The sequence below is a fragment of the Clostridium pabulibutyricum genome, from assembly GCF_058242705.1.
The window spans coordinates 39960-56267 of record NZ_JBZAYZ010000012.1 but is presented as its reverse complement, the minus strand read 5'-3'; the positions used below and the strand labels follow the sequence as shown (position 1 = coordinate 56267).

The following is a 16308-nucleotide window of genomic DNA, read 5'->3' as shown; positions in this document are numbered from 1 at the left end:
TGTATGAAAGTAAAAATTAATACTATTGATGATCTGAATAAGAATCTGAGGAAGCTCCCTACTGAAGCTATAGCAGATATAGATAAAAGGATAACTGATTGGATGAGCCAGGAGGGGATCAGTATAAATGATCCCTATATTAAACAGCAGCTTAGATATGCTGAAAATCTTATAAACATCAGGTGATTATATGGAAAAAGATTTAAAATTATATTTATTTTTTAATGACAATGCCTTATTTGATCCGGATAATGCAGCTGAGATATTTGCAGAAACGGAGGATGAAGCAAGGCAAATATTGATGAAACATTTCAATGAAAAGCCATGGAGTGAAGGATGGAAATTGGTTGCTATCTCTGAAGTGAAAAGGGGATTTTGTTCCCCGATAGAGGCTGATTGATGGAGAGGAGAATTTTATGAAAAAGATTGAAATGGGAGATAGAGTTGTTTTTGAAATAGATGGTAAATCGAGACATAAAAAAATCATCTCCGGTAAAGTCATCTATGAAAATGATGCGCTTTATACGATAAAGGGTAAAAATCATAACGAATGTGTAATAAAAAATGATATATATTGCAATAGAGCAGTACTTTTGAAATTAAAGAAGGCATCTGCATGAATTGGACTGAGGAAGAATATGAAGCTTATTGCAAAAGAAGAGGAATGTCAATGAAGCCAAAGGAGAAGCCTAAAGTTCAAAAATATAAAAACAAGGGTATTTGGAGAGATGGTTTTTACTTTAGGTCCCAGTTAGAATGCAAAAGGTATTGCCAGCTGAAGATACTTTGTGCCAGTGGTGAAATAGCAGGGTTTGTCTTGCAGCCGGAATTTATTCTGCAGGAAGGCAATGGAGAGAATAGAGGGATTACCTATAAAGCAGATTTTTTAGTATTCAACAAGGATGGTACCTATACTGTTGAAGATACCAAGGGATATGAGAGCCAGCAGTGGAAAAGGACCTTAAAACAATTTAAGTTAAGATATCCGGATATTGATTTAAAGATATTGAAGGAGGTATGAAATCTATGACACCGGGTGAAGTAATTTATAAGTTGACAATTAGGTTTAACCTCGACTTAAAGCAAAGGGCAGAGATTGGAAATCTAATAAAAGATGTTGCAGGAGTAAAATCCTGCGATATCGATACTGCTGCAAAGGAAATAAGAAAGCTTATGGAAAACAAGCATAAGAATATTGCTGAAATAAGGGGAAATGTATAGTATTCAAGAGTTGTGTACTTTAAAGGGATATTATCCTGATGATGCAAGTTAAAAAATGGAGGTATTAATGGAGTATGTTATTGGCTGAGTTCTACAGACAAACTATTGCTAAGATAGATAAGCAAATTAAAGATGCAGAATTGAGCGGAGATTTTAGTAAAGTAGTTAGTTTGATGAAAGAAAAATCCGAATGGGAGAAGAGAGCTAGAGAAGATGAAAATTTAAAGTAATATGCAGGGGGTGACATAGTGTATAAGCTGAAAGTTGTTGATGAAGGTACTGGTGAAGTTGTAGAAGATATAGATATATCCGGAGGATACAACATACAGTGGGCTTGTAATGAGGACAGCGGGAGAATCCACCATGTTACTAACATTAAGAATGGTAAATGGGGAGAAAAACACTGGATAAAAAATTACATTTATACTCCTATAGCTAAAAAACTTATAGAGAAATTTAAGGAGTTAAAAGGGATAAAACCTAGAGAAATATTGTTTATAGAGGATACAGAGTGGAAACTTGGAAATGCCAAATATAACTGGGAAGCCCGGACTATGAAAGCTAACAAGAATTTTGCTGAATTAACAGGATTTAAATGGATTATAGAAACAAGAACATGGTATACAGATAAGATGAGCAGAGAGCAGTTGGTATTACTTATATACCATGAACTTAGGCATATAGATCCAGGAGAAGATGGCATGAAAAGACATGATATTGAAGATTGGAATAATATTGTGGCCACATTTGGTACTGGATGGGATTCTACAAAATCTAAAATAAAAGATATTTTAGATGATAGTTTTGAAGCATGGAGAGAAGTAATACCAACAGAAAGGCAAATAAGTATATTTGACAATAATGTAATTCCAATAGAGAGAGCTAAATAATATATTGTTCAGGGCTTGTTTGAAATATGCAGGCCCTGTGAAAAGGGATGTGGAGAGAATGAAAGATTATCTAAATGCTACAGAGAAAAATCAATTGATGGTTTTGATGTCAGTTCTGCAGCTTATGAACGGAGAAAGAAATGGTGGTATAGATGGACCTAAAATATCAGCAATGCTTGAGGATTGGGATAAAAGAGGAAATATGACTAAAGAGGAACATAAAAATTTGAAAATGGCAAACACGTATCTTAGTAAATTTTGCACCAGTGTTATGAACAGACTGGCCCCTGAAGAAAAAGAAAAGTTGCATAAAAGGCTTATTAAATTTGATTTTAGGTTGGTAGATGATTATACACTTAAGAAAATATATAGAGATATAAATAATCATATGGTAAATGCTGTGATACCAAGAGACATGTTTTATAAATGGTGTGAGGAAATAATGGATGTTAACTGTAATGGTTGCAATGAAAATTGGAAAAAATGTGAACTTCATAAAGTACTTGAAGAAAATTTTGTACCTGAAAGTACCTGGAATAAAAATAACTGCAGATATGCATATAAGGGTAATAGAATAGCCGAAAAAGGTGCTTGAATTTAAGAAGGTGGAGCATGGGATATAATCCAGGAGAAATGATTGATGTATTTGTAAAAGTAAGAGGCGGATGGAAATCTAAGCGATATAAGGTTGTTCAAGAAACAGATAAATTTATAACAATCACTAATGGCATGTATAAAAACACCATAAATAAATATAACTTAAAAACTGGAAGGGTAGAAATTGAAAAAGTTGAAAGTGAGGTGCCTGCAATGGGGGCAAAGCAAAAAATAACTGATGATCAGCTGCTTCAGGAAATTAAGGAGCATGGTTTAAATAAAAAAACTAAAGAATTTATTGCTCAACAGTATAATATAGGGCTTCATACAGTTGACTATCGTATAGATGCTTTAAGAGAATCAGGAAAATTAAAGGATGTATTATTAGATAATTCCCTAAACAAAGATATTAAAGATACTGATGTTTTAATCAACGAAGAATCTAAAACGGATGAAAATGAAAAAGTTGAGAATAAAAATAGTAAGCTACCTCATGGAAGAATATTGGTTCCTTCAGATTTTAAAGGAAAAATAATGAATTATAGGATTTATGAAAATAATGGAGGCTTTATCATGAAAAGACCCAATGGGACGACTGTAATGCCAATGAATTTTTCAGAAGTTGGAGATCTTATTAAGGAATTGAAAGAATTATGCAAAGTTAATGGTGTGGTAATAGAGAGATAGCCATGAACATACCAGAAAAATTATATCAGGAGGATGTTGATAATTTTATTGACATCCTCGAAAGATTTAAAAGATTACAGGATACTGAATATTCGGTAGCTTACAAATTACATAAAGATGCTTTAGCAGAATATGACAGGTGGAGCACAATATTATTTGAGACTAGAAGGAGTGAAATAGGTAATAAAAAAGATCCACCATGGAAAACACGAATTGAAGACATATTAAAAATTCTAAATAACATTTATACCAGCTCACGTATGGTTTGGAATAAATCAAAGAATGATTTTGATGAAGGAAAGTATTGAAATGGGGGTAATTATATGGACTATATCAGAGAAGCAATAGAGTATCTAAGGCATTACAATGATTTAAAAATCTCACTTGAAACTTTGAAATATGAAGTAATGCAAATCGATGCTGAAATTAAAAGTGTTAAGGCCATAGATTATTCGGGCCAACCTCATGGTTCCGGGGGGAAAGCTCCGGATGATTTATTAGTGAATAGAGTATATAGGAAACAAAAGGCAATGCAGGAGATAAAGCTTACGAAAATAAAACTTGCTAAATTAGATGAAGCTTTGAGCGGTCTCTCTGAGGGGCAGGGGAATCAGCTGCAGGAGGAAATGGTTCGGTGGTTTTATGTAGACAATAAAAAGTTGAGTCAAGTTAGAAAAAATTTAGAGCAAAGGAATATGGATCATAACTTTAGAGATAAAGAACTTTCTGATAGGCAGATTTACAAAATAAGGGATAAGGGTATAAAGAGAATGGCCATAAGATTTTTTGGAATAAAGGGATTTGGAGATTAAGCAGTGGATCGTTGCTTAATCTGCCACAGAAAGTTAAAAGATAGTGAAAGCCGGAAAAGGGGAATTGGCCCTATATGTTGGCGCAGAGTTATGAAGGTTGCAAAAGAAGAAAGACGAAGGCGTAAAAATAACAAACATAGGAAAGAAACTGAAATACCAGGCCAATTAAATATATTTGAGGAGGAAGATAGATAATGCTGGAAAATGCAAAAGTGATAGTTCCATATAAAGAGATTCAAAGTTTGATAAGTAAAGCCAAAGAAGTAGAAGATTCCAGAAAAGAAATACTTAAGCTAGAGCAGAGGATGGAGAGTAAGGTAGAAATAAAAGTATTAGATAATATAATAGATTTACTTATAGATGGATTTAACAGTGAAAATATAAATGATAAGCAAATTTATATTAGAAATAGTATTGAAAAATATTGTAATATCTTCAAAATTCCAATTAAAGAACTTATACCAAACATAGATGATAAAAATAACTAAATATTATGAAATTTTTATTTGAAACATAAAGGAGTAGGAGTGATAAGATGCCCTTTCATAAGGTAGATGCGAAAGAAAATGAAGGAAAGTTTGTACAGAAACATCAGGAACAAAAATATATGGTTGATGCATTGGATAGATACTATGAGATTAGAAAAAATCTAGTAAAGTACCGTAAAGAACATAATATAAGTCTTGAATATATATCAAAAGTTACTCTTTTAAGCGAAGAAAGATTAAGAAGTTTAGAAACAGGAATGGACAAAAATGTAGTTGATTATTTATTATATGCCAGAGCATTAGGATTAAGTTTATATCTTCAATTATGATAAGGATAAACTTAATACATTTAAGATATGTTTTACAGTTAAGTTAAAGGGAGTTGAAATTATTTTGAATATTCAGGAGAGTGGGCTTTGGAGGATTATAAATATTCTTTAGATATCATGAATCAAGAATTAAACAGCAAGTGGATTTGTCCAGAAATTAAATATGCTTTTAAAACAAGTGTAGAAGCTCTAGAAAAACAAATAGCCAAGAACGTTATTAAAACAAAAACTTCAAGTCAAGTTTATCCTTTATGCAGAAAAAGCATAAATGGTCAATACTGCTCCAGATGTGGCCAAAGACTTAGATATTAAGTTTATAAAATGGAATTATTGCGCCGACATTGGTGTCGGTGCCAAAGGAGGAAAATTTATGGAATTAGCCAATAATGAAAAATTGAATTTGATAAATAACATGGAAATTATAGAGGATTCTGCAAGTAATAGAGAGATTGATTATATCCTTGTTGAAGATAACAAAACAAATAGAGAAATATTACACAAGATAGGATTTAGTGATAGTTATATAAATAATAATTGTTATCCTGAAGAGGAAAATTTAGATATTGCAGCTATAGGGTTTAAATATGCACAATATTACAACATGAAAAAGAAATGCTTTTACAATGATAATTATTCAGGAAGTCCAATTACTATAAAAACATCAGAAACCTAGTTCGTAAATCAAAAAGTTTAGAAATGAAATTATTGTGAATTAGTCAGATAAAATTGTTCTTTGAAAATTGAATAAATAATATGGTGATGAAAATTTAAGTGGATTTTAAATCTATTATTATGTGTTATAATTTTTATAGCTAATAACATTTATAGCTAAAAATATAACAATGAGGTAAATTCAATGGCTTATATATACTGTTATAAATATGAATTTGATAATTTTGATTATCCATTTAGGTTCAAATTAAGATTTAAAAATGGAGATAAATTTAAGTTTTTAAATAATTATTATAAATATTTATTTAATCCGAAAGAAAATGAACAAGTATTATATTGTTATTGTTTGTTAGATAAGCAAGATAAAGGTGAGGCGCGAAGCCGTATTTTATTTTCTAATAATGTACTTGAATATATTTGTGCTGCACCAATTTCAGATAAGAATATTAATATCAGATATAAAGGCAATAATACAAAGTTTAATATAGAAGTCACTAGAGATATTAAAAAGTTAGAAGCTATTTCTAATAAAATTTTAAGATTTAGGGTTGAACGTAGTTTATTTGAGGAAGTTATTGGATTAAATGCTGTTGCGTTAAAAAGCTTAATCAATAATGATATAGAAAATGCAATTATATATTATTTCAAGGTTATTGAAAAAATATCGAAAAAAAATTATTTGAAATTTCATGAAAAAAATTATACTAAAAAAGCGAAACAAAATAATAAACATATTCTAAATAACTTTATTAAGAAATACTTTAATGAAAATTTAAAAGTTAGTATGACTGATAATATGTTATGTACAAGTACTGATGAAGTATATAAAAATTTAAGACAAATAGCATATAATAGCATATTTTCAAAAATATCATTTTTTTGCAATTATAAAAAACTACCGATAGATTTAGATAAATTAAATCAATTAGTTAAAATTAGGAATAAGTTAGCTCATGGAGACTTTGTAAATGAAGAAAAATTATTTAATTTATCAGGGGCTGCTAGTAAATTGAGTAATGAGAGTATCTCATTATACTTTTTTAGAAAAAATTATGAAAAAATAGATATTAAAACAAAAATTTATGATGATTATATATAAAATTAATAATATAAAAAGCACCGTAAAATCCTTTATGAATAATACGGTGCTTTTTATATTTGCAAGATGAGAAACATGTTGTATGTATCTCATTTGAATATGATGATCTTGAAAAAATGAAATTAGCAAATATACAATGTTGGATGAATTAAAGAAGTTATGAATATTATTAAGGATGTTGATATTTATGTATGAAAATGCACATAAAAAAATGAAAAATAAAATTGGAATTGATGTAGAAGGTTTTAGACATTCTGTAAAAGTAGCTGCCGATGCATTTACCAAGATATTTGAAGTATTTATTAAAATATTTCAGCCTATTGTAGCAGTTTCTCCTGAAAAATCAAATAAATTCATTTTTCCAATTCCATTTAAAGAAGGTATAGATAGTACATTTAAAAAATCTAAACCTAAAGGTTATAAAAATAATTTTTTTGATGAACTGGATGTAAAAGTATATGGATTAATACAACCAAGTATTGATGAGCTGGTTAAAGCTAAAAAGTTATATGATAAATTGAAGAATAAAGGTGAAATATCATTTGATTTTCCTGCTTTTTATAGGATATGGGGTGTTGAAATACAAAAGCTCAATATAAATAAAATTGATTGCCTAGATAAATTAGTTGCTAAGGTGTATGGATATAAAAAGTACAGACGTAAATTGATATTAAGTGGTAAAGTAAAAAAATGTATAAATTGTTGTTTCCGAATGGGTAGTAAAAAACATATAGGTAGATGTGCAGTAAGGCCGATTTTAAATGATAAAAAGGAATTTGACTACTTTACGAGTGTTCATGATGAATATAGATGTGATCTTTGGTATAGTAAATATCCGGAAGATAAGGCTAAAAGATTTGTAACTAGAGTATTTGATGATTTAACCTCTTCTGAAGAGGAGGATGATCATATTGGAATATAAGTCTAAATATTCGATGATCCTTGAATGTCCTCATTGTGGCCATAAAAATAGAATGCCTTGTAATTTTTGCCAAAAATGTGGCAAAAAATTATTAAAAGATAGATGCCTACATTGTTGGAGGAGCAGTAAAAAAGTTGTAAAGACTATTGCTCAAAATTGTGATGAATGTAATATAAATAAATTTGCTCCGGAGGGAAGATATGAGTAAAATAGAAAAAAATAAATGCGTAAAACTTGACATTATGGTATAATAATTTTGAGAAATTATAATTTAATAGAAATCAACACAGAGTTCTGGAAAAAGCCAGGGCTCTTTTTTTATTGCAAAGAAAGGTGGTGAGAGAGGTGATTGTAAAAGATATTATTGATGATAAACATTCAAATAATAATAAAAATAAAAAATCTAGGAGACATAAATCTAGAAAAGGATTCAAAAAACTCTCTCTTACTGATATAGAAAATTTAATGAGGCAGGATAGTTATGTAAGGGGACGAGGGGGAGCACTGAAGCAAAAAACATGGAGGAATTTCTAAGTGATGGAAGTAAAGATGTTTGATGTAAATGATATAGTACCTTATGAAAACAATCCTAGGAATAATGAATCTGCAGTTGATGCTGTGGCAGAAAGTATCAAAGAATTTGGATTTAAAGTTCCCATTATCATTGATAAAAACAACATAATTATAGCTGGACATACCAGGTATAAAGCTGCAAAAAAATTAGGAATGAAAATAGTGCCAGTGTTGAAAGATGAAGATTTAACTCCTGATCAGGTTAAAGCCTTTAGAATTATGGATAATAAATCTTCAGAGAAATCTAACTGGAATTATGAAGCATTGTTGAAAGAAATGGATTCATTGAAATTAGATGATTATAATTTAGAACTTACTGGTTTTTCATTAAGTGAAATAGATGACCTTATCGATAAATATATTCCTAAAGAGATAAATGAAGATTTGGAATTTGATGTGGATGAGGAAATAAAGAATACTGATAGGCCTATATCAAAAAGAGGCGATATATGGCTTCTAGGTAAAAATAGATTGTTGTGTGGAGATTGTACTTTAAAAAGTGATGTAGAAAAATTAATGGATAACCATAAAGCTAAAATGGTATTTACAGATCCTCCATACAATGTAAACTATGAAGGCGGTACCGATGAAAGATTAACTATACAAAATGACAATATGGATGAGGACGCTTTCTATAATTTTTTGCTAAAAGTATTTAATAATTACTCTGATATTATGGAGGAAGGAGCTCCAATATATGTTTGCCATGCGGATAGCAAAGGAGAAGATTTTAGGAAGGCATATAGAGAAGCTGGTCTAAAACTTGCCGAGTGTATAATTTGGGTAAAGAATACTTTTGTTATGGGCAGGCAGGATTACCAGTGGAGGCATGAACCTATACTTTATGGTTGGAAAGAAGGTAAAGCCCATTATTTCATTAGTGATAGGACCCAGGATACAGTATGGGAAATACCAAAGCCTCAAAGAAGTAGTGAGCATCCAACGATGAAACCATTGGCTCTCTGTGCTAAGGCAATAAAAAATAGCAGCAGGCCGAAGAATATAGTTGTTGATTTCTTTGGAGGAAGTGGGTCAACATTAATTGCTGCATCCGAAGTAGATAGAGTATGTTATCTCATGGAAATAGATGAAAAGTACTGTGATGTCATTATAAAAAGATATATTAAAAATGTTGGAGAAGAAGGAATTTTTTTAATAAGAGATGGTAAAAAAAATTCTTATAAAAATATTTAAAAGAATCAATAAAACCCTTGCTATTACTGTGTTTTAGAGTGATATATAGTATAACAAAAAAACACAGGAGGGTTTAATATGAAAGCATTATTTGGAAGGAAAATTTTAAATCTCAAGGAGCTTAAAGAATTCACAAAGAAAGCTAAAGAGGCTGGTGAAAGGGGTATATGTTACAAAGTTGTAAAAGAAATAATTCTAAACGATGAGAAATTTAATGAATTTACAAAAGCACTTTGGAAGAACCAAACTTGGATATCAGAAGGAGATGGAGGTTGCAATGATAAGGAAGAATTGAAATGTATAAGAGTTAAAAATATAAAAACTAAGAAAAGTATCTTAGTAGATCCTGAAGGATATACCTATCCAAGGTATACAGCTTTAGAAGATTAAAGAAAGCCCCCAAAAGGGCTTTTTTAAGTTATAAAATAATTTGAATATTAATATTAAAAAAGTAGCTTAAAGTCCTTGCTATTACTGCGTTTCAGAGTGATTAATGTACACAACAAAGAAACACAGTTGGAGGTTGGGAAATTGAAGAATCAAGTTTTTGGAATAGAAATTGAGCTTACAGGTATTACTAGAGAAAGAGCTGCTAAAGTTATTGCACAATGTTTTGAAAGTAGGGCGACATATAAAGCCGGTATCTATAAACAATATGAAATCAAAGATAGCGAAAATAGAATATGGAAAGTAGAAAGAGATAGCAGTATACGGGCTCAAAGAAAATCATCAGGTAGATTATTATATGCTGGTGATGAATATAGAGTTGAAATTGTATCACCAAAATGTAAATATAAGGATATACAGAGAATCCAAGAAATAGTAAGGCTTCTAAGAAAGGCTGGTGCAATTGTGAATAGAAGTTGCGGAATACATATCCATATAGACGCTGCAAACCATAATGAAAAAACTTTAAGGAACCTCGTAAATATTTTTTATAGTAAGCAGGATTTAATATATAGGGCTTTAGGAGTCGAAGGTAAAAGGGAATCAGATTACTGTAGAAAGTTAAGTGAAAGATTTGTGGAGGAAATTAATAATAGAAAGCCAAAAACTTTAAATGACTTCGCAGATATATGGTATAAGCCATATTGTGGGTCACGAAGCAATCATTATCATAGCAGTAGATATCATGGATTAAACCTACATGCAACCTTTACTAAGGGGACTATAGAATTTAGAATATTTAACAGTACCACCCATGCAGGTAAGATTAAAGCTTATATTCAATTTTGCTTGGCAATAAGCCATCAGGCTATGGTTCAAAAATCGGCAAGTAAGAGAAAAACAATAACTGATAACGAAAAATATACATTTAGAACATGGCTGCTAAGGCTTGGATTAATAGGAGATGAGTTTAAAACATGTAGAACGCACTTATTATCAAAATTAAAAGGAAATATTGCATTTAGACATGGAAGAGTAGCTTAGGAGGTAAAGCCTCCTTTTTTATTTGCCTTCATAAGGGAGCTGACTTATGAGGTGATATTTTGGGAAAGGTTACTTTGAAAAATAAGGAATTAAAAGTAAAGATTGAAGATGCTCTTTTGAAAAGGGCACTTGGATATGAGTATGAAGAGACTGAAATAGTAGCTACTAAAGATGGCAAAAATGCCAGGGTTAAGAAAATAAAAAAGGTAGTACCACCAGATGTTAATGCATTATATTTATTACTTAAAATAACTAAAAAAAATGAAGATGAGTTTACAGATTAAAAATGTTGAGATTGGTGAGGTGGTGACAATGTAAGGATGGCAAGACAGCGGAGCCCCAATATAGAAAAAGCATTTTGTATATACCGGGAGCATAACGGCAATATAGCTAATAGAGAAATAGCTAAAATATTGGGTGAAGATGAAAAGAAAATTGCAGTTTGGAAACAACGTTATAAATGGAAAGATAATGTTGTACAACATAAAAATAATAGTTGTACAACGAATAACAACAAATCGGTAAAACCTCACAAGAATAACAATAATCAAAATGCTGATAAAAATTCAGCAGCATCTAACAAAACCAACACACACAGTTCAAAAGCTAGATATGGGAATAAAAATGCTGTAGGTAATAAAGGAGGTCCTGGAGGTCCATTTAGAAATAAAAAAGCTGAAAAGCATGGCTTTTATTCCAAATACCTTCCTGAAGAAACATTTGATATTTTTCAGGAGATAGATAAGATGGATCCATTGGATATGCTTTGGAATGGGATAAAAATTCAATATGCAATAATTATAAGGTCCCAAAGAATTATGTATGTAAAAGATCAGGAGGACCTTACTAAAATTTTAAAGAGAGAAAAAGAATCCACCGGGGTTGCTTCAGATGGTTGGGAAAAAGAATATGAAATTCAAACTGCATGGGATAAACAGGCAAAAGCACTGCAGGCTCAAAGCAGGGCCATGGCTGAACTAAGGAGTTTAGTAAAACAATATGATGATACCTTACATGCTAATTGGGATTTGGCTACTGAGGAGCAGAAAGCAAGAATTGCTAGATTGAGAGCTGAAGTAGATATAAATAATGAAAATAGCAACAAAGAGAATGCTCTAGCTGATGCAGTACTTAAGGCCATGAATAAGCGAAACGGTGTTAACGATGAATAGTGATTTTTGGGTGAAAGTGGTTGAGACTTATTATAACGATCCTATAGGCTTTTTTGAAGATATACTTAATTTTCAACCTGATGATTGGCAGGGTAAAGCTGTGGAAAGTGTTCGGGATAATCCGAAGACAGCAATACGTTCAGGACAAGGTGTCGGGAAGACAGCAGTAACAGCATGTTTAATGCTTTGGTATATATCTATGCATCCTTATTCAAGGATAGTTGCTACAGCTCCAACAAAAAAGCAGCTGGAAGATGTACTTTGGTCGGAGCTAAATAAGAGGCTAAAGGGGACTGTTCTCGATGGCAAGATTGTATGGAAAAAAACTAGGCTTGAAATGAGTGGATATGGAGCAGTATGGTATGCAACTGCTAAAACGGCAACGGACCCAGAGAATTTACAAGGCTACCATGAGCAATATATGTTATTTGTAGTTGATGAAGCTTCTGGTGTAGAAGATAAAATATTAGAAGCAATACTTGGTACATTAGGACATGAAGACAATAGATTACTTCTTTTGGGAAATCCTACGAAGACAGCAGGAATATTCCATGATGCATTCTACAGAGATAAAATTGATTATTACACTCTTAAAGTTAGTGCCAGAGATGTCAAGAGGACCAATAAGAATAATATAAAATCACTCATTAGGAAATATGGAGAAGATTCCAATGTAGTAAGAGTAAGAGTTGATGGAGACTTTCCTAAACAAGAGGATGATGTGTTTATTCCTCTTGAGTTTATAGAGCAGTCCATAATGACGGAATATGTAGAGCGTACGATTGAAACCATTGATATAGGTGTGGATGTTGCTAGATTTGGAGATGATGATACTGTAATAGCTCATAAAGTGAATAATAAGATTTTGCCACTAAAAATTAGAAGAGGGCAGGACCTCATGAGAACATCGGGTGATGTTCTTTTTTCATGCAGTAGTTTAAAAGAAAAGTGTCCCGAATTCTTTGAACATGGAGGCAAAATAAAAGTAAAGATTGATGATACCGGTCTGGGTGGTGGAGTAACTGACAGGGTTAGGGAAGTAATAAGAGATAAAAATATTACCTGGATAGAAGTATATCCGGTGAATATGGCCAAATCCGTACACCATAAGTATTGCTATGATATAACAACATATTTATGGAGTGTGGTAAGAGATCAGATTGATATATCTAATGGCCATAAATGTCAACTTATACTTCCTAATGATGATGATTTAGTAGGACAGCTCTCCTGTAGAAAATACACTTATCATTCTTCAGGAAAGATTAAAATTGAATCAAAAAAAGAAATGAAAGACAGGGGACTGAGATCTCCTGACAGAGCAGATGCAGTTACATTGGCATGTTTGCCTGTTAGATTTAAGAGTAATGAAAGGAAGAAAGGAGGCAGGGCTGGCAGGATATGAATAATAAAGTAGTGGTAAAAAAGATAGTTGCAACAGATGCAGTAGGACAAAGTAAACAAATAGACACGGATCCTTTTACTGGTTTGTATGAAAAAGGAGTGATATCTCCACTTTATAGCCCAGAACTTCTGATAAGACTACCAGAACATTCGGATATACTACAGCAATGTATAGATGCTTATAAAAATAATATAGTTGGATTTGGATATAACTTTAAATTTGACACTGACTATGATAAAGCTGATGATACAGTTAAAAAAGAATTGGATATGGAACGTAACAAATATGATAACTTTTTTAAATATTGTAATTTCGACGAATCTTTTATTGAAATCATGAAAAAAGTTATTGATGATAGAGAAAGACTTGGATGGGGAGCAATAGAAGTTCTACCTGATGGGTTGGGAATGCCCGCAGGCTTTGAGCATATTCCAGGACAAACTTTAAGAATATGTAAAAAGGATGAAACTTTAGTGGATATTGATGTAACAATAACAGATGAAAATGGCAAAGAAACAGTAATTCATAGAAAAAAGAGATTTCGTAAGTTTGTTCAGATAAGAGGTATACAGACAGTGTACTTTAAAGAGTTTGGAGATCCAAGGGATTTGGACTGGAAAACAGGAGATTATGGGGAAAACATTCAGGAAGAGAGAAAAGCAACATCAATAATATTTTTTAATATATATAGCCCATATACACCTTATGGTCTTCCTAGATATTTAGGGAATGTTTTAAACTTAGAAGGTACTAGAAAAGCTCAGGAACTTAATTATAATTATTTTGATAATGGAAGACATATTCCTTTGGCTGTTGTAGTTGAGAATGGACAACTAACAGAAGCATCCGTTGAGTTATTGAAAAATTCTAAAGGTGAAGATGCACAATATGGATATTTAATTTTAGAGGCTGAAGGCTTTAAAGATGGAGATGGATTAGTAGGTACTGATGAAAAATCAAATAAAGTTAATATAAGATTGGAAAAATTGGCTGAAATACTTCCAGAGGATGCTTTATTCCAGGAATATTGTAAAAATAACAGAAACAACATACGTTCAGCGTATAGGCTTCCACCTATTTATACAGGTGAAAGTCAAGATTATAATCGGTCTACAGCTGATACTGCCAGACAGATAACAGAGGAACAGGTCTTTCAGCCTGAAAGAGAGGCAGTTTCCTTTAAATTCAATAATCTACTTAGACCCAAATTAGAAATAAAAAATGTTTCTATGAATTTTAATATGCCTAAGATAACAGACAATAGTGATATAGCCAGAGCCTTATATCCATATATATCTGCCGGTACTGCAACACCAAATATGCTTCTTGATTCTATGGGGCAGCTGCTTGGCAAGAAATTTGAAACTATAAAAGAAGATTGGGCAAATCAACCTCTACAGATAACTTTAAAGCAGTTTGATATTCAAAAACAGGTACAGCAACTTCAAGGTGCAGTCCAGAAATCAGATGAAAATAAAATACTTGAGGCTTTGAAAGATATTCAGTTGTCTGTGGAAGGAGCCTTGCAAAATGGGTAAAAGAGATGTTTTGGTGGCATTTTCTAGCGGATTAAAAAAAGCTATAGCTAAACTTGATAGTGATACAAATAAGTATTTTGCTAAGGTAAAAGGTAATAAAATTTGGATTACAGATGCAGAACAGTTTTCAAGAGATGTTGAAAAGACAATGACAGCTTTCTTTAATAAGCAAAAAGGCTACTATATATCAAAAATAAAAAATTCTTTGGATGATTCTGAAGTATATGAAGATATAGAAAAAGATATAGAGTCTCTTTTGTTTTCTGGTGATAGTAACAATAAATATATAAATGAACTAAAAGGCAAAATTCAGCCTTTAGTAAGGAAATATATTAAGGAATTAGCCAAAAGAAGTTTAAAGGATTTAGCGGATACTTTTAAATCAAGGATAAAAATTGAAGGCCCTGACTGGAAATATGGAGATAAAAAGCCAGCGTATTTTGATGAAAAAATATTCAATAAAAATTCTGCAGTATGGATTGAAAATCATGTTATTAAATTTGCTCCGGAGGTACAGCAGACAACACATGATTCTGTAGTAAGGTCATTGAAAGAAGGATATGAAGCAGGAGAGACTATAGATGAACTATCTGATAGATTGGATAAATTACCTGCATTTGATAGGAATAGGGCCATAAGGGTTGCACGTACTGAGACTATAGCTGCTAGTAATGCAGGTGAATTTGAAAGCTATAATCAAAGTAATTATGTAATAGGGAAACAGTGGCTTTCATCTCATGATGATAGAGTAAGACCAGATCATGAGGCTGCCAATGGACAAAAAAAGAAATTAGATGAACCTTTTGAAGTTGGAGGATATAAACTTATGTTCCCAGGGGATAGTTCTTTAGGAGCACCAGCAAGAGAAGTTATTCATTGCCGATGTACTATGGTGCCGGTGTTTAAAGGTGAAAGTTTAGATTGATTCAATAGGAGGGAAATTATGGATAATAAGTTAGAAAAAACTTTAAGTGAAAAAGAAATGTTTTGTTTGTCAAAGCATATTCAAAAACTAAAAAAGATTGTTTACAGCTCATGTTCTACCTGTAAATATCAAGCTGAATGTGCTAAAAATAATTTTAAATTTGAAGAGAATACCTTGCTGCATTTAGAAACAATAACTAATAACGTATGTAGAAGATACTGTTATGATGGTAGAGAAATATTTAATATATCTATTTCATTAGGCAAAAATCCAGATATTAATAAGATCGTCGAAAAGCTTTGTAAAATGCTTGAAGAAGCTACACTATAATTCTCATAGTTAATTTCTTTTAT

At 31.5% G+C, this 16308-nt stretch carries 29 protein-coding genes; all 29 read left to right on the top strand.

Annotation, left to right across the window (positions count from 1 at the left end):
* Positions 1-3: 3 nt before the first annotated feature.
* The 29 genes from AC4CVH_RS12455 (at position 4) to AC4CVH_RS12315 (ending at position 16285) form a co-directional block, all read left to right on the top strand.
* Complete coding sequence (locus AC4CVH_RS12455; protein WP_490788078.1) at positions 4-186, top strand: DUF6877 family protein; 183 nt, start codon at positions 4-6, stop codon at positions 184-186.
* 4 nt (positions 187-190) lie between these two features.
* Entirely contained in the window at positions 191-400 is a 210-nt protein-coding gene (locus tag AC4CVH_RS12450) for a hypothetical protein (protein WP_490788077.1), read from the top strand.
* A gap of 16 nt (positions 401-416) precedes the next feature.
* Positions 417-620 (top strand): hypothetical protein, encoded by a 204-nt coding sequence (locus tag AC4CVH_RS12445; RefSeq protein ID WP_490788076.1) that lies wholly within the window; start codon positions 417-419, stop codon positions 618-620.
* Positions 617-1021, top strand: coding sequence for a DUF1064 domain-containing protein (locus tag AC4CVH_RS12440; protein ID WP_490788075.1), 405 nt, complete (start codon positions 617-619; stop codon positions 1019-1021). Before AC4CVH_RS12445 ends, AC4CVH_RS12440 begins: the two co-directional genes overlap by 4 nt.
* Positions 1022-1026: 5 nt before the next feature.
* Complete coding sequence (locus tag AC4CVH_RS12435) at positions 1027-1221, top strand: hypothetical protein (protein WP_490788074.1); 195 nt, start codon at positions 1027-1029, stop codon at positions 1219-1221.
* A gap of 74 nt (positions 1222-1295) precedes the next feature.
* The gene (locus tag AC4CVH_RS12430; RefSeq protein ID WP_490788073.1) at positions 1296-1451 is read left to right on the top strand and encodes a hypothetical protein; all 156 of its coding nucleotides are present in this window, start codon (positions 1296-1298) and stop codon (positions 1449-1451) included.
* Positions 1452-1469: 18 nt separating this feature from the next.
* On the top strand, positions 1470-2111 hold the full coding sequence (locus AC4CVH_RS12425) for a putative metallopeptidase (protein ID WP_490788072.1): 642 nt from the start codon (positions 1470-1472) through the stop codon (positions 2109-2111).
* A gap of 58 nt (positions 2112-2169) precedes the next feature.
* A complete protein-coding gene (locus AC4CVH_RS12420) occupies positions 2170-2706 on the top strand; it encodes a DUF5651 domain-containing protein (RefSeq protein ID WP_490788071.1) in 537 nt (178 codons plus the stop codon).
* A 17-nt stretch (positions 2707-2723) separates the two neighbouring features.
* Positions 2724-3395 carry a hypothetical protein gene (locus AC4CVH_RS12415; protein ID WP_490788070.1) on the top strand — a complete coding sequence of 224 codons (672 nt, stop codon included), beginning with the start codon at positions 2724-2726 and terminating at the stop codon, positions 3393-3395.
* A 2-nt stretch (positions 3396-3397) separates the two neighbouring features.
* Positions 3398-3703, top strand: a complete 306-nt coding sequence (locus tag AC4CVH_RS12410; protein ID WP_490788069.1) for a hypothetical protein — start codon at positions 3398-3400, stop codon at positions 3701-3703.
* 15 nt (positions 3704-3718) lie between these two features.
* The gene (locus tag AC4CVH_RS12405) at positions 3719-4207 is read left to right on the top strand and encodes a hypothetical protein (protein WP_490788068.1); all 489 of its coding nucleotides are present in this window, start codon (positions 3719-3721) and stop codon (positions 4205-4207) included.
* Positions 4208-4210: 3 nt separating this feature from the next.
* Complete coding sequence (locus AC4CVH_RS12400) at positions 4211-4402, top strand: DUF6011 domain-containing protein (protein WP_490788067.1); 192 nt, start codon at positions 4211-4213, stop codon at positions 4400-4402.
* The gene (locus tag AC4CVH_RS12395) at positions 4402-4695 is read left to right on the top strand and encodes a hypothetical protein (protein ID WP_490788066.1); all 294 of its coding nucleotides are present in this window, start codon (positions 4402-4404) and stop codon (positions 4693-4695) included. Before AC4CVH_RS12400 ends, AC4CVH_RS12395 begins: the two co-directional genes overlap by 1 nt.
* Positions 4696-4742: 47 nt before the next feature.
* Positions 4743-5024 (top strand): hypothetical protein, encoded by a 282-nt coding sequence (locus AC4CVH_RS12390; protein WP_490788065.1) that lies wholly within the window; start codon positions 4743-4745, stop codon positions 5022-5024.
* Positions 5025-5111: 87 nt separating this feature from the next.
* A complete protein-coding gene (locus AC4CVH_RS12385; RefSeq protein WP_490788064.1) occupies positions 5112-5336 on the top strand; it encodes a hypothetical protein in 225 nt (74 codons plus the stop codon).
* 58 nt (positions 5337-5394) lie between these two features.
* Positions 5395-5697, top strand: coding sequence for a hypothetical protein (locus AC4CVH_RS12380; RefSeq protein ID WP_490788063.1), 303 nt, complete (start codon positions 5395-5397; stop codon positions 5695-5697).
* A 183-nt stretch (positions 5698-5880) separates the two neighbouring features.
* Positions 5881-6795: a hypothetical protein gene (locus tag AC4CVH_RS12375; RefSeq protein WP_490788062.1), complete on the top strand. Its 915-nt coding sequence runs from the start codon at positions 5881-5883 to the stop codon at positions 6793-6795.
* A gap of 187 nt (positions 6796-6982) precedes the next feature.
* Positions 6983-7717 (top strand): hypothetical protein, encoded by a 735-nt coding sequence (locus AC4CVH_RS12370; protein ID WP_490788061.1) that lies wholly within the window; start codon positions 6983-6985, stop codon positions 7715-7717.
* Positions 7707-7925: a double zinc ribbon domain-containing protein gene (locus tag AC4CVH_RS12365; protein WP_490788060.1), complete on the top strand. Its 219-nt coding sequence runs from the start codon at positions 7707-7709 to the stop codon at positions 7923-7925. Before AC4CVH_RS12370 ends, AC4CVH_RS12365 begins: the two co-directional genes overlap by 11 nt.
* A gap of 137 nt (positions 7926-8062) precedes the next feature.
* The gene (locus tag AC4CVH_RS12360) at positions 8063-8251 is read left to right on the top strand and encodes a hypothetical protein (RefSeq protein ID WP_490788059.1); all 189 of its coding nucleotides are present in this window, start codon (positions 8063-8065) and stop codon (positions 8249-8251) included.
* Positions 8252-8254: 3 nt separating this feature from the next.
* The gene (locus AC4CVH_RS12355; protein WP_490788122.1) at positions 8255-9484 is read left to right on the top strand and encodes a DNA modification methylase; all 1230 of its coding nucleotides are present in this window, start codon (positions 8255-8257) and stop codon (positions 9482-9484) included.
* A gap of 78 nt (positions 9485-9562) precedes the next feature.
* On the top strand, positions 9563-9874 hold the full coding sequence (locus AC4CVH_RS12350; protein WP_490788058.1) for a hypothetical protein: 312 nt from the start codon (positions 9563-9565) through the stop codon (positions 9872-9874).
* Positions 9875-10015: 141 nt separating this feature from the next.
* Positions 10016-10915: an amidoligase family protein gene (locus AC4CVH_RS12345; RefSeq protein ID WP_490788057.1), complete on the top strand. Its 900-nt coding sequence runs from the start codon at positions 10016-10018 to the stop codon at positions 10913-10915.
* 59 nt (positions 10916-10974) lie between these two features.
* The gene (locus AC4CVH_RS12340; RefSeq protein ID WP_490788056.1) at positions 10975-11199 is read left to right on the top strand and encodes a hypothetical protein; all 225 of its coding nucleotides are present in this window, start codon (positions 10975-10977) and stop codon (positions 11197-11199) included.
* 36 nt (positions 11200-11235) lie between these two features.
* Positions 11236-12087 carry a phage terminase small subunit gene (terS, locus tag AC4CVH_RS12335; protein ID WP_490788055.1) on the top strand — a complete coding sequence of 284 codons (852 nt, stop codon included), beginning with the start codon at positions 11236-11238 and terminating at the stop codon, positions 12085-12087.
* Positions 12080-13492 (top strand): DEAD/DEAH box helicase family protein, encoded by a 1413-nt coding sequence (locus AC4CVH_RS12330; protein WP_490788054.1) that lies wholly within the window; start codon positions 12080-12082, stop codon positions 13490-13492. The genes terS and AC4CVH_RS12330 overlap by 8 nt, the downstream gene beginning before the upstream one ends.
* Positions 13489-15030 (top strand): phage portal protein, encoded by a 1542-nt coding sequence (locus AC4CVH_RS12325; RefSeq protein WP_490788053.1) that lies wholly within the window; start codon positions 13489-13491, stop codon positions 15028-15030. Before AC4CVH_RS12330 ends, AC4CVH_RS12325 begins: the two co-directional genes overlap by 4 nt.
* Positions 15023-15955 carry a phage minor head protein gene (locus AC4CVH_RS12320; RefSeq protein WP_490788052.1) on the top strand — a complete coding sequence of 311 codons (933 nt, stop codon included), beginning with the start codon at positions 15023-15025 and terminating at the stop codon, positions 15953-15955. Before AC4CVH_RS12325 ends, AC4CVH_RS12320 begins: the two co-directional genes overlap by 8 nt.
* Positions 15956-15973: 18 nt before the next feature.
* Positions 15974-16285 carry a hypothetical protein gene (locus AC4CVH_RS12315; RefSeq protein WP_490788051.1) on the top strand — a complete coding sequence of 104 codons (312 nt, stop codon included), beginning with the start codon at positions 15974-15976 and terminating at the stop codon, positions 16283-16285.
* Positions 16286-16308: the final 23 nt, after the last annotated feature.

What these genes read in the sequence shown, in the direction of transcription:
- AC4CVH_RS12455 (WP_490788078.1), top strand. Translation starts at nt 4, where the DNA reads ATGAAAGTAAAAATTAATACTATTGATGATCTGAATAAGAATCTGAGG.
- AC4CVH_RS12450 (WP_490788077.1), top strand. Translation starts at nt 191, where the DNA reads ATGGAAAAAGATTTAAAATTATATTTATTTTTTAATGACAATGCCTTA.
- AC4CVH_RS12445 (WP_490788076.1), top strand. Translation starts at nt 417, where the DNA reads ATGAAAAAGATTGAAATGGGAGATAGAGTTGTTTTTGAAATAGATGGT.
- AC4CVH_RS12440 (WP_490788075.1), top strand. Translation starts at nt 617, where the DNA reads ATGAATTGGACTGAGGAAGAATATGAAGCTTATTGCAAAAGAAGAGGA.
- AC4CVH_RS12435 (WP_490788074.1), top strand. Translation starts at nt 1,027, where the DNA reads ATGACACCGGGTGAAGTAATTTATAAGTTGACAATTAGGTTTAACCTC.
- AC4CVH_RS12430 (WP_490788073.1), top strand. Translation starts at nt 1,296, where the DNA reads ATGTTATTGGCTGAGTTCTACAGACAAACTATTGCTAAGATAGATAAG.
- AC4CVH_RS12420 (WP_490788071.1), top strand. Translation starts at nt 2,170, where the DNA reads ATGAAAGATTATCTAAATGCTACAGAGAAAAATCAATTGATGGTTTTG.
- AC4CVH_RS12415 (WP_490788070.1), top strand. Translation starts at nt 2,724, where the DNA reads ATGGGATATAATCCAGGAGAAATGATTGATGTATTTGTAAAAGTAAGA.
- AC4CVH_RS12410 (WP_490788069.1), top strand. Translation starts at nt 3,398, where the DNA reads ATGAACATACCAGAAAAATTATATCAGGAGGATGTTGATAATTTTATT.
- AC4CVH_RS12405 (WP_490788068.1), top strand. Translation starts at nt 3,719, where the DNA reads ATGGACTATATCAGAGAAGCAATAGAGTATCTAAGGCATTACAATGAT.
- AC4CVH_RS12395 (WP_490788066.1), top strand. Translation starts at nt 4,402, where the DNA reads ATGCTGGAAAATGCAAAAGTGATAGTTCCATATAAAGAGATTCAAAGT.
- AC4CVH_RS12390 (WP_490788065.1), top strand. Translation starts at nt 4,743, where the DNA reads ATGCCCTTTCATAAGGTAGATGCGAAAGAAAATGAAGGAAAGTTTGTA.
- AC4CVH_RS12380 (WP_490788063.1), top strand. Translation starts at nt 5,395, where the DNA reads ATGGAATTAGCCAATAATGAAAAATTGAATTTGATAAATAACATGGAA.
- AC4CVH_RS12375 (WP_490788062.1), top strand. Translation starts at nt 5,881, where the DNA reads ATGGCTTATATATACTGTTATAAATATGAATTTGATAATTTTGATTAT.
- AC4CVH_RS12370 (WP_490788061.1), top strand. Translation starts at nt 6,983, where the DNA reads ATGTATGAAAATGCACATAAAAAAATGAAAAATAAAATTGGAATTGAT.
- AC4CVH_RS12355 (WP_490788122.1), top strand. Translation starts at nt 8,255, where the DNA reads ATGGAAGTAAAGATGTTTGATGTAAATGATATAGTACCTTATGAAAAC.
- AC4CVH_RS12350 (WP_490788058.1), top strand. Translation starts at nt 9,563, where the DNA reads ATGAAAGCATTATTTGGAAGGAAAATTTTAAATCTCAAGGAGCTTAAA.
- terS (WP_490788055.1), top strand. Translation starts at nt 11,236, where the DNA reads ATGGCAAGACAGCGGAGCCCCAATATAGAAAAAGCATTTTGTATATAC.
- AC4CVH_RS12330 (WP_490788054.1), top strand. Translation starts at nt 12,080, where the DNA reads ATGAATAGTGATTTTTGGGTGAAAGTGGTTGAGACTTATTATAACGAT.
- AC4CVH_RS12325 (WP_490788053.1), top strand. Translation starts at nt 13,489, where the DNA reads ATGAATAATAAAGTAGTGGTAAAAAAGATAGTTGCAACAGATGCAGTA.
- AC4CVH_RS12320 (WP_490788052.1), top strand. Translation starts at nt 15,023, where the DNA reads ATGGGTAAAAGAGATGTTTTGGTGGCATTTTCTAGCGGATTAAAAAAA.
- AC4CVH_RS12315 (WP_490788051.1), top strand. Translation starts at nt 15,974, where the DNA reads ATGGATAATAAGTTAGAAAAAACTTTAAGTGAAAAAGAAATGTTTTGT.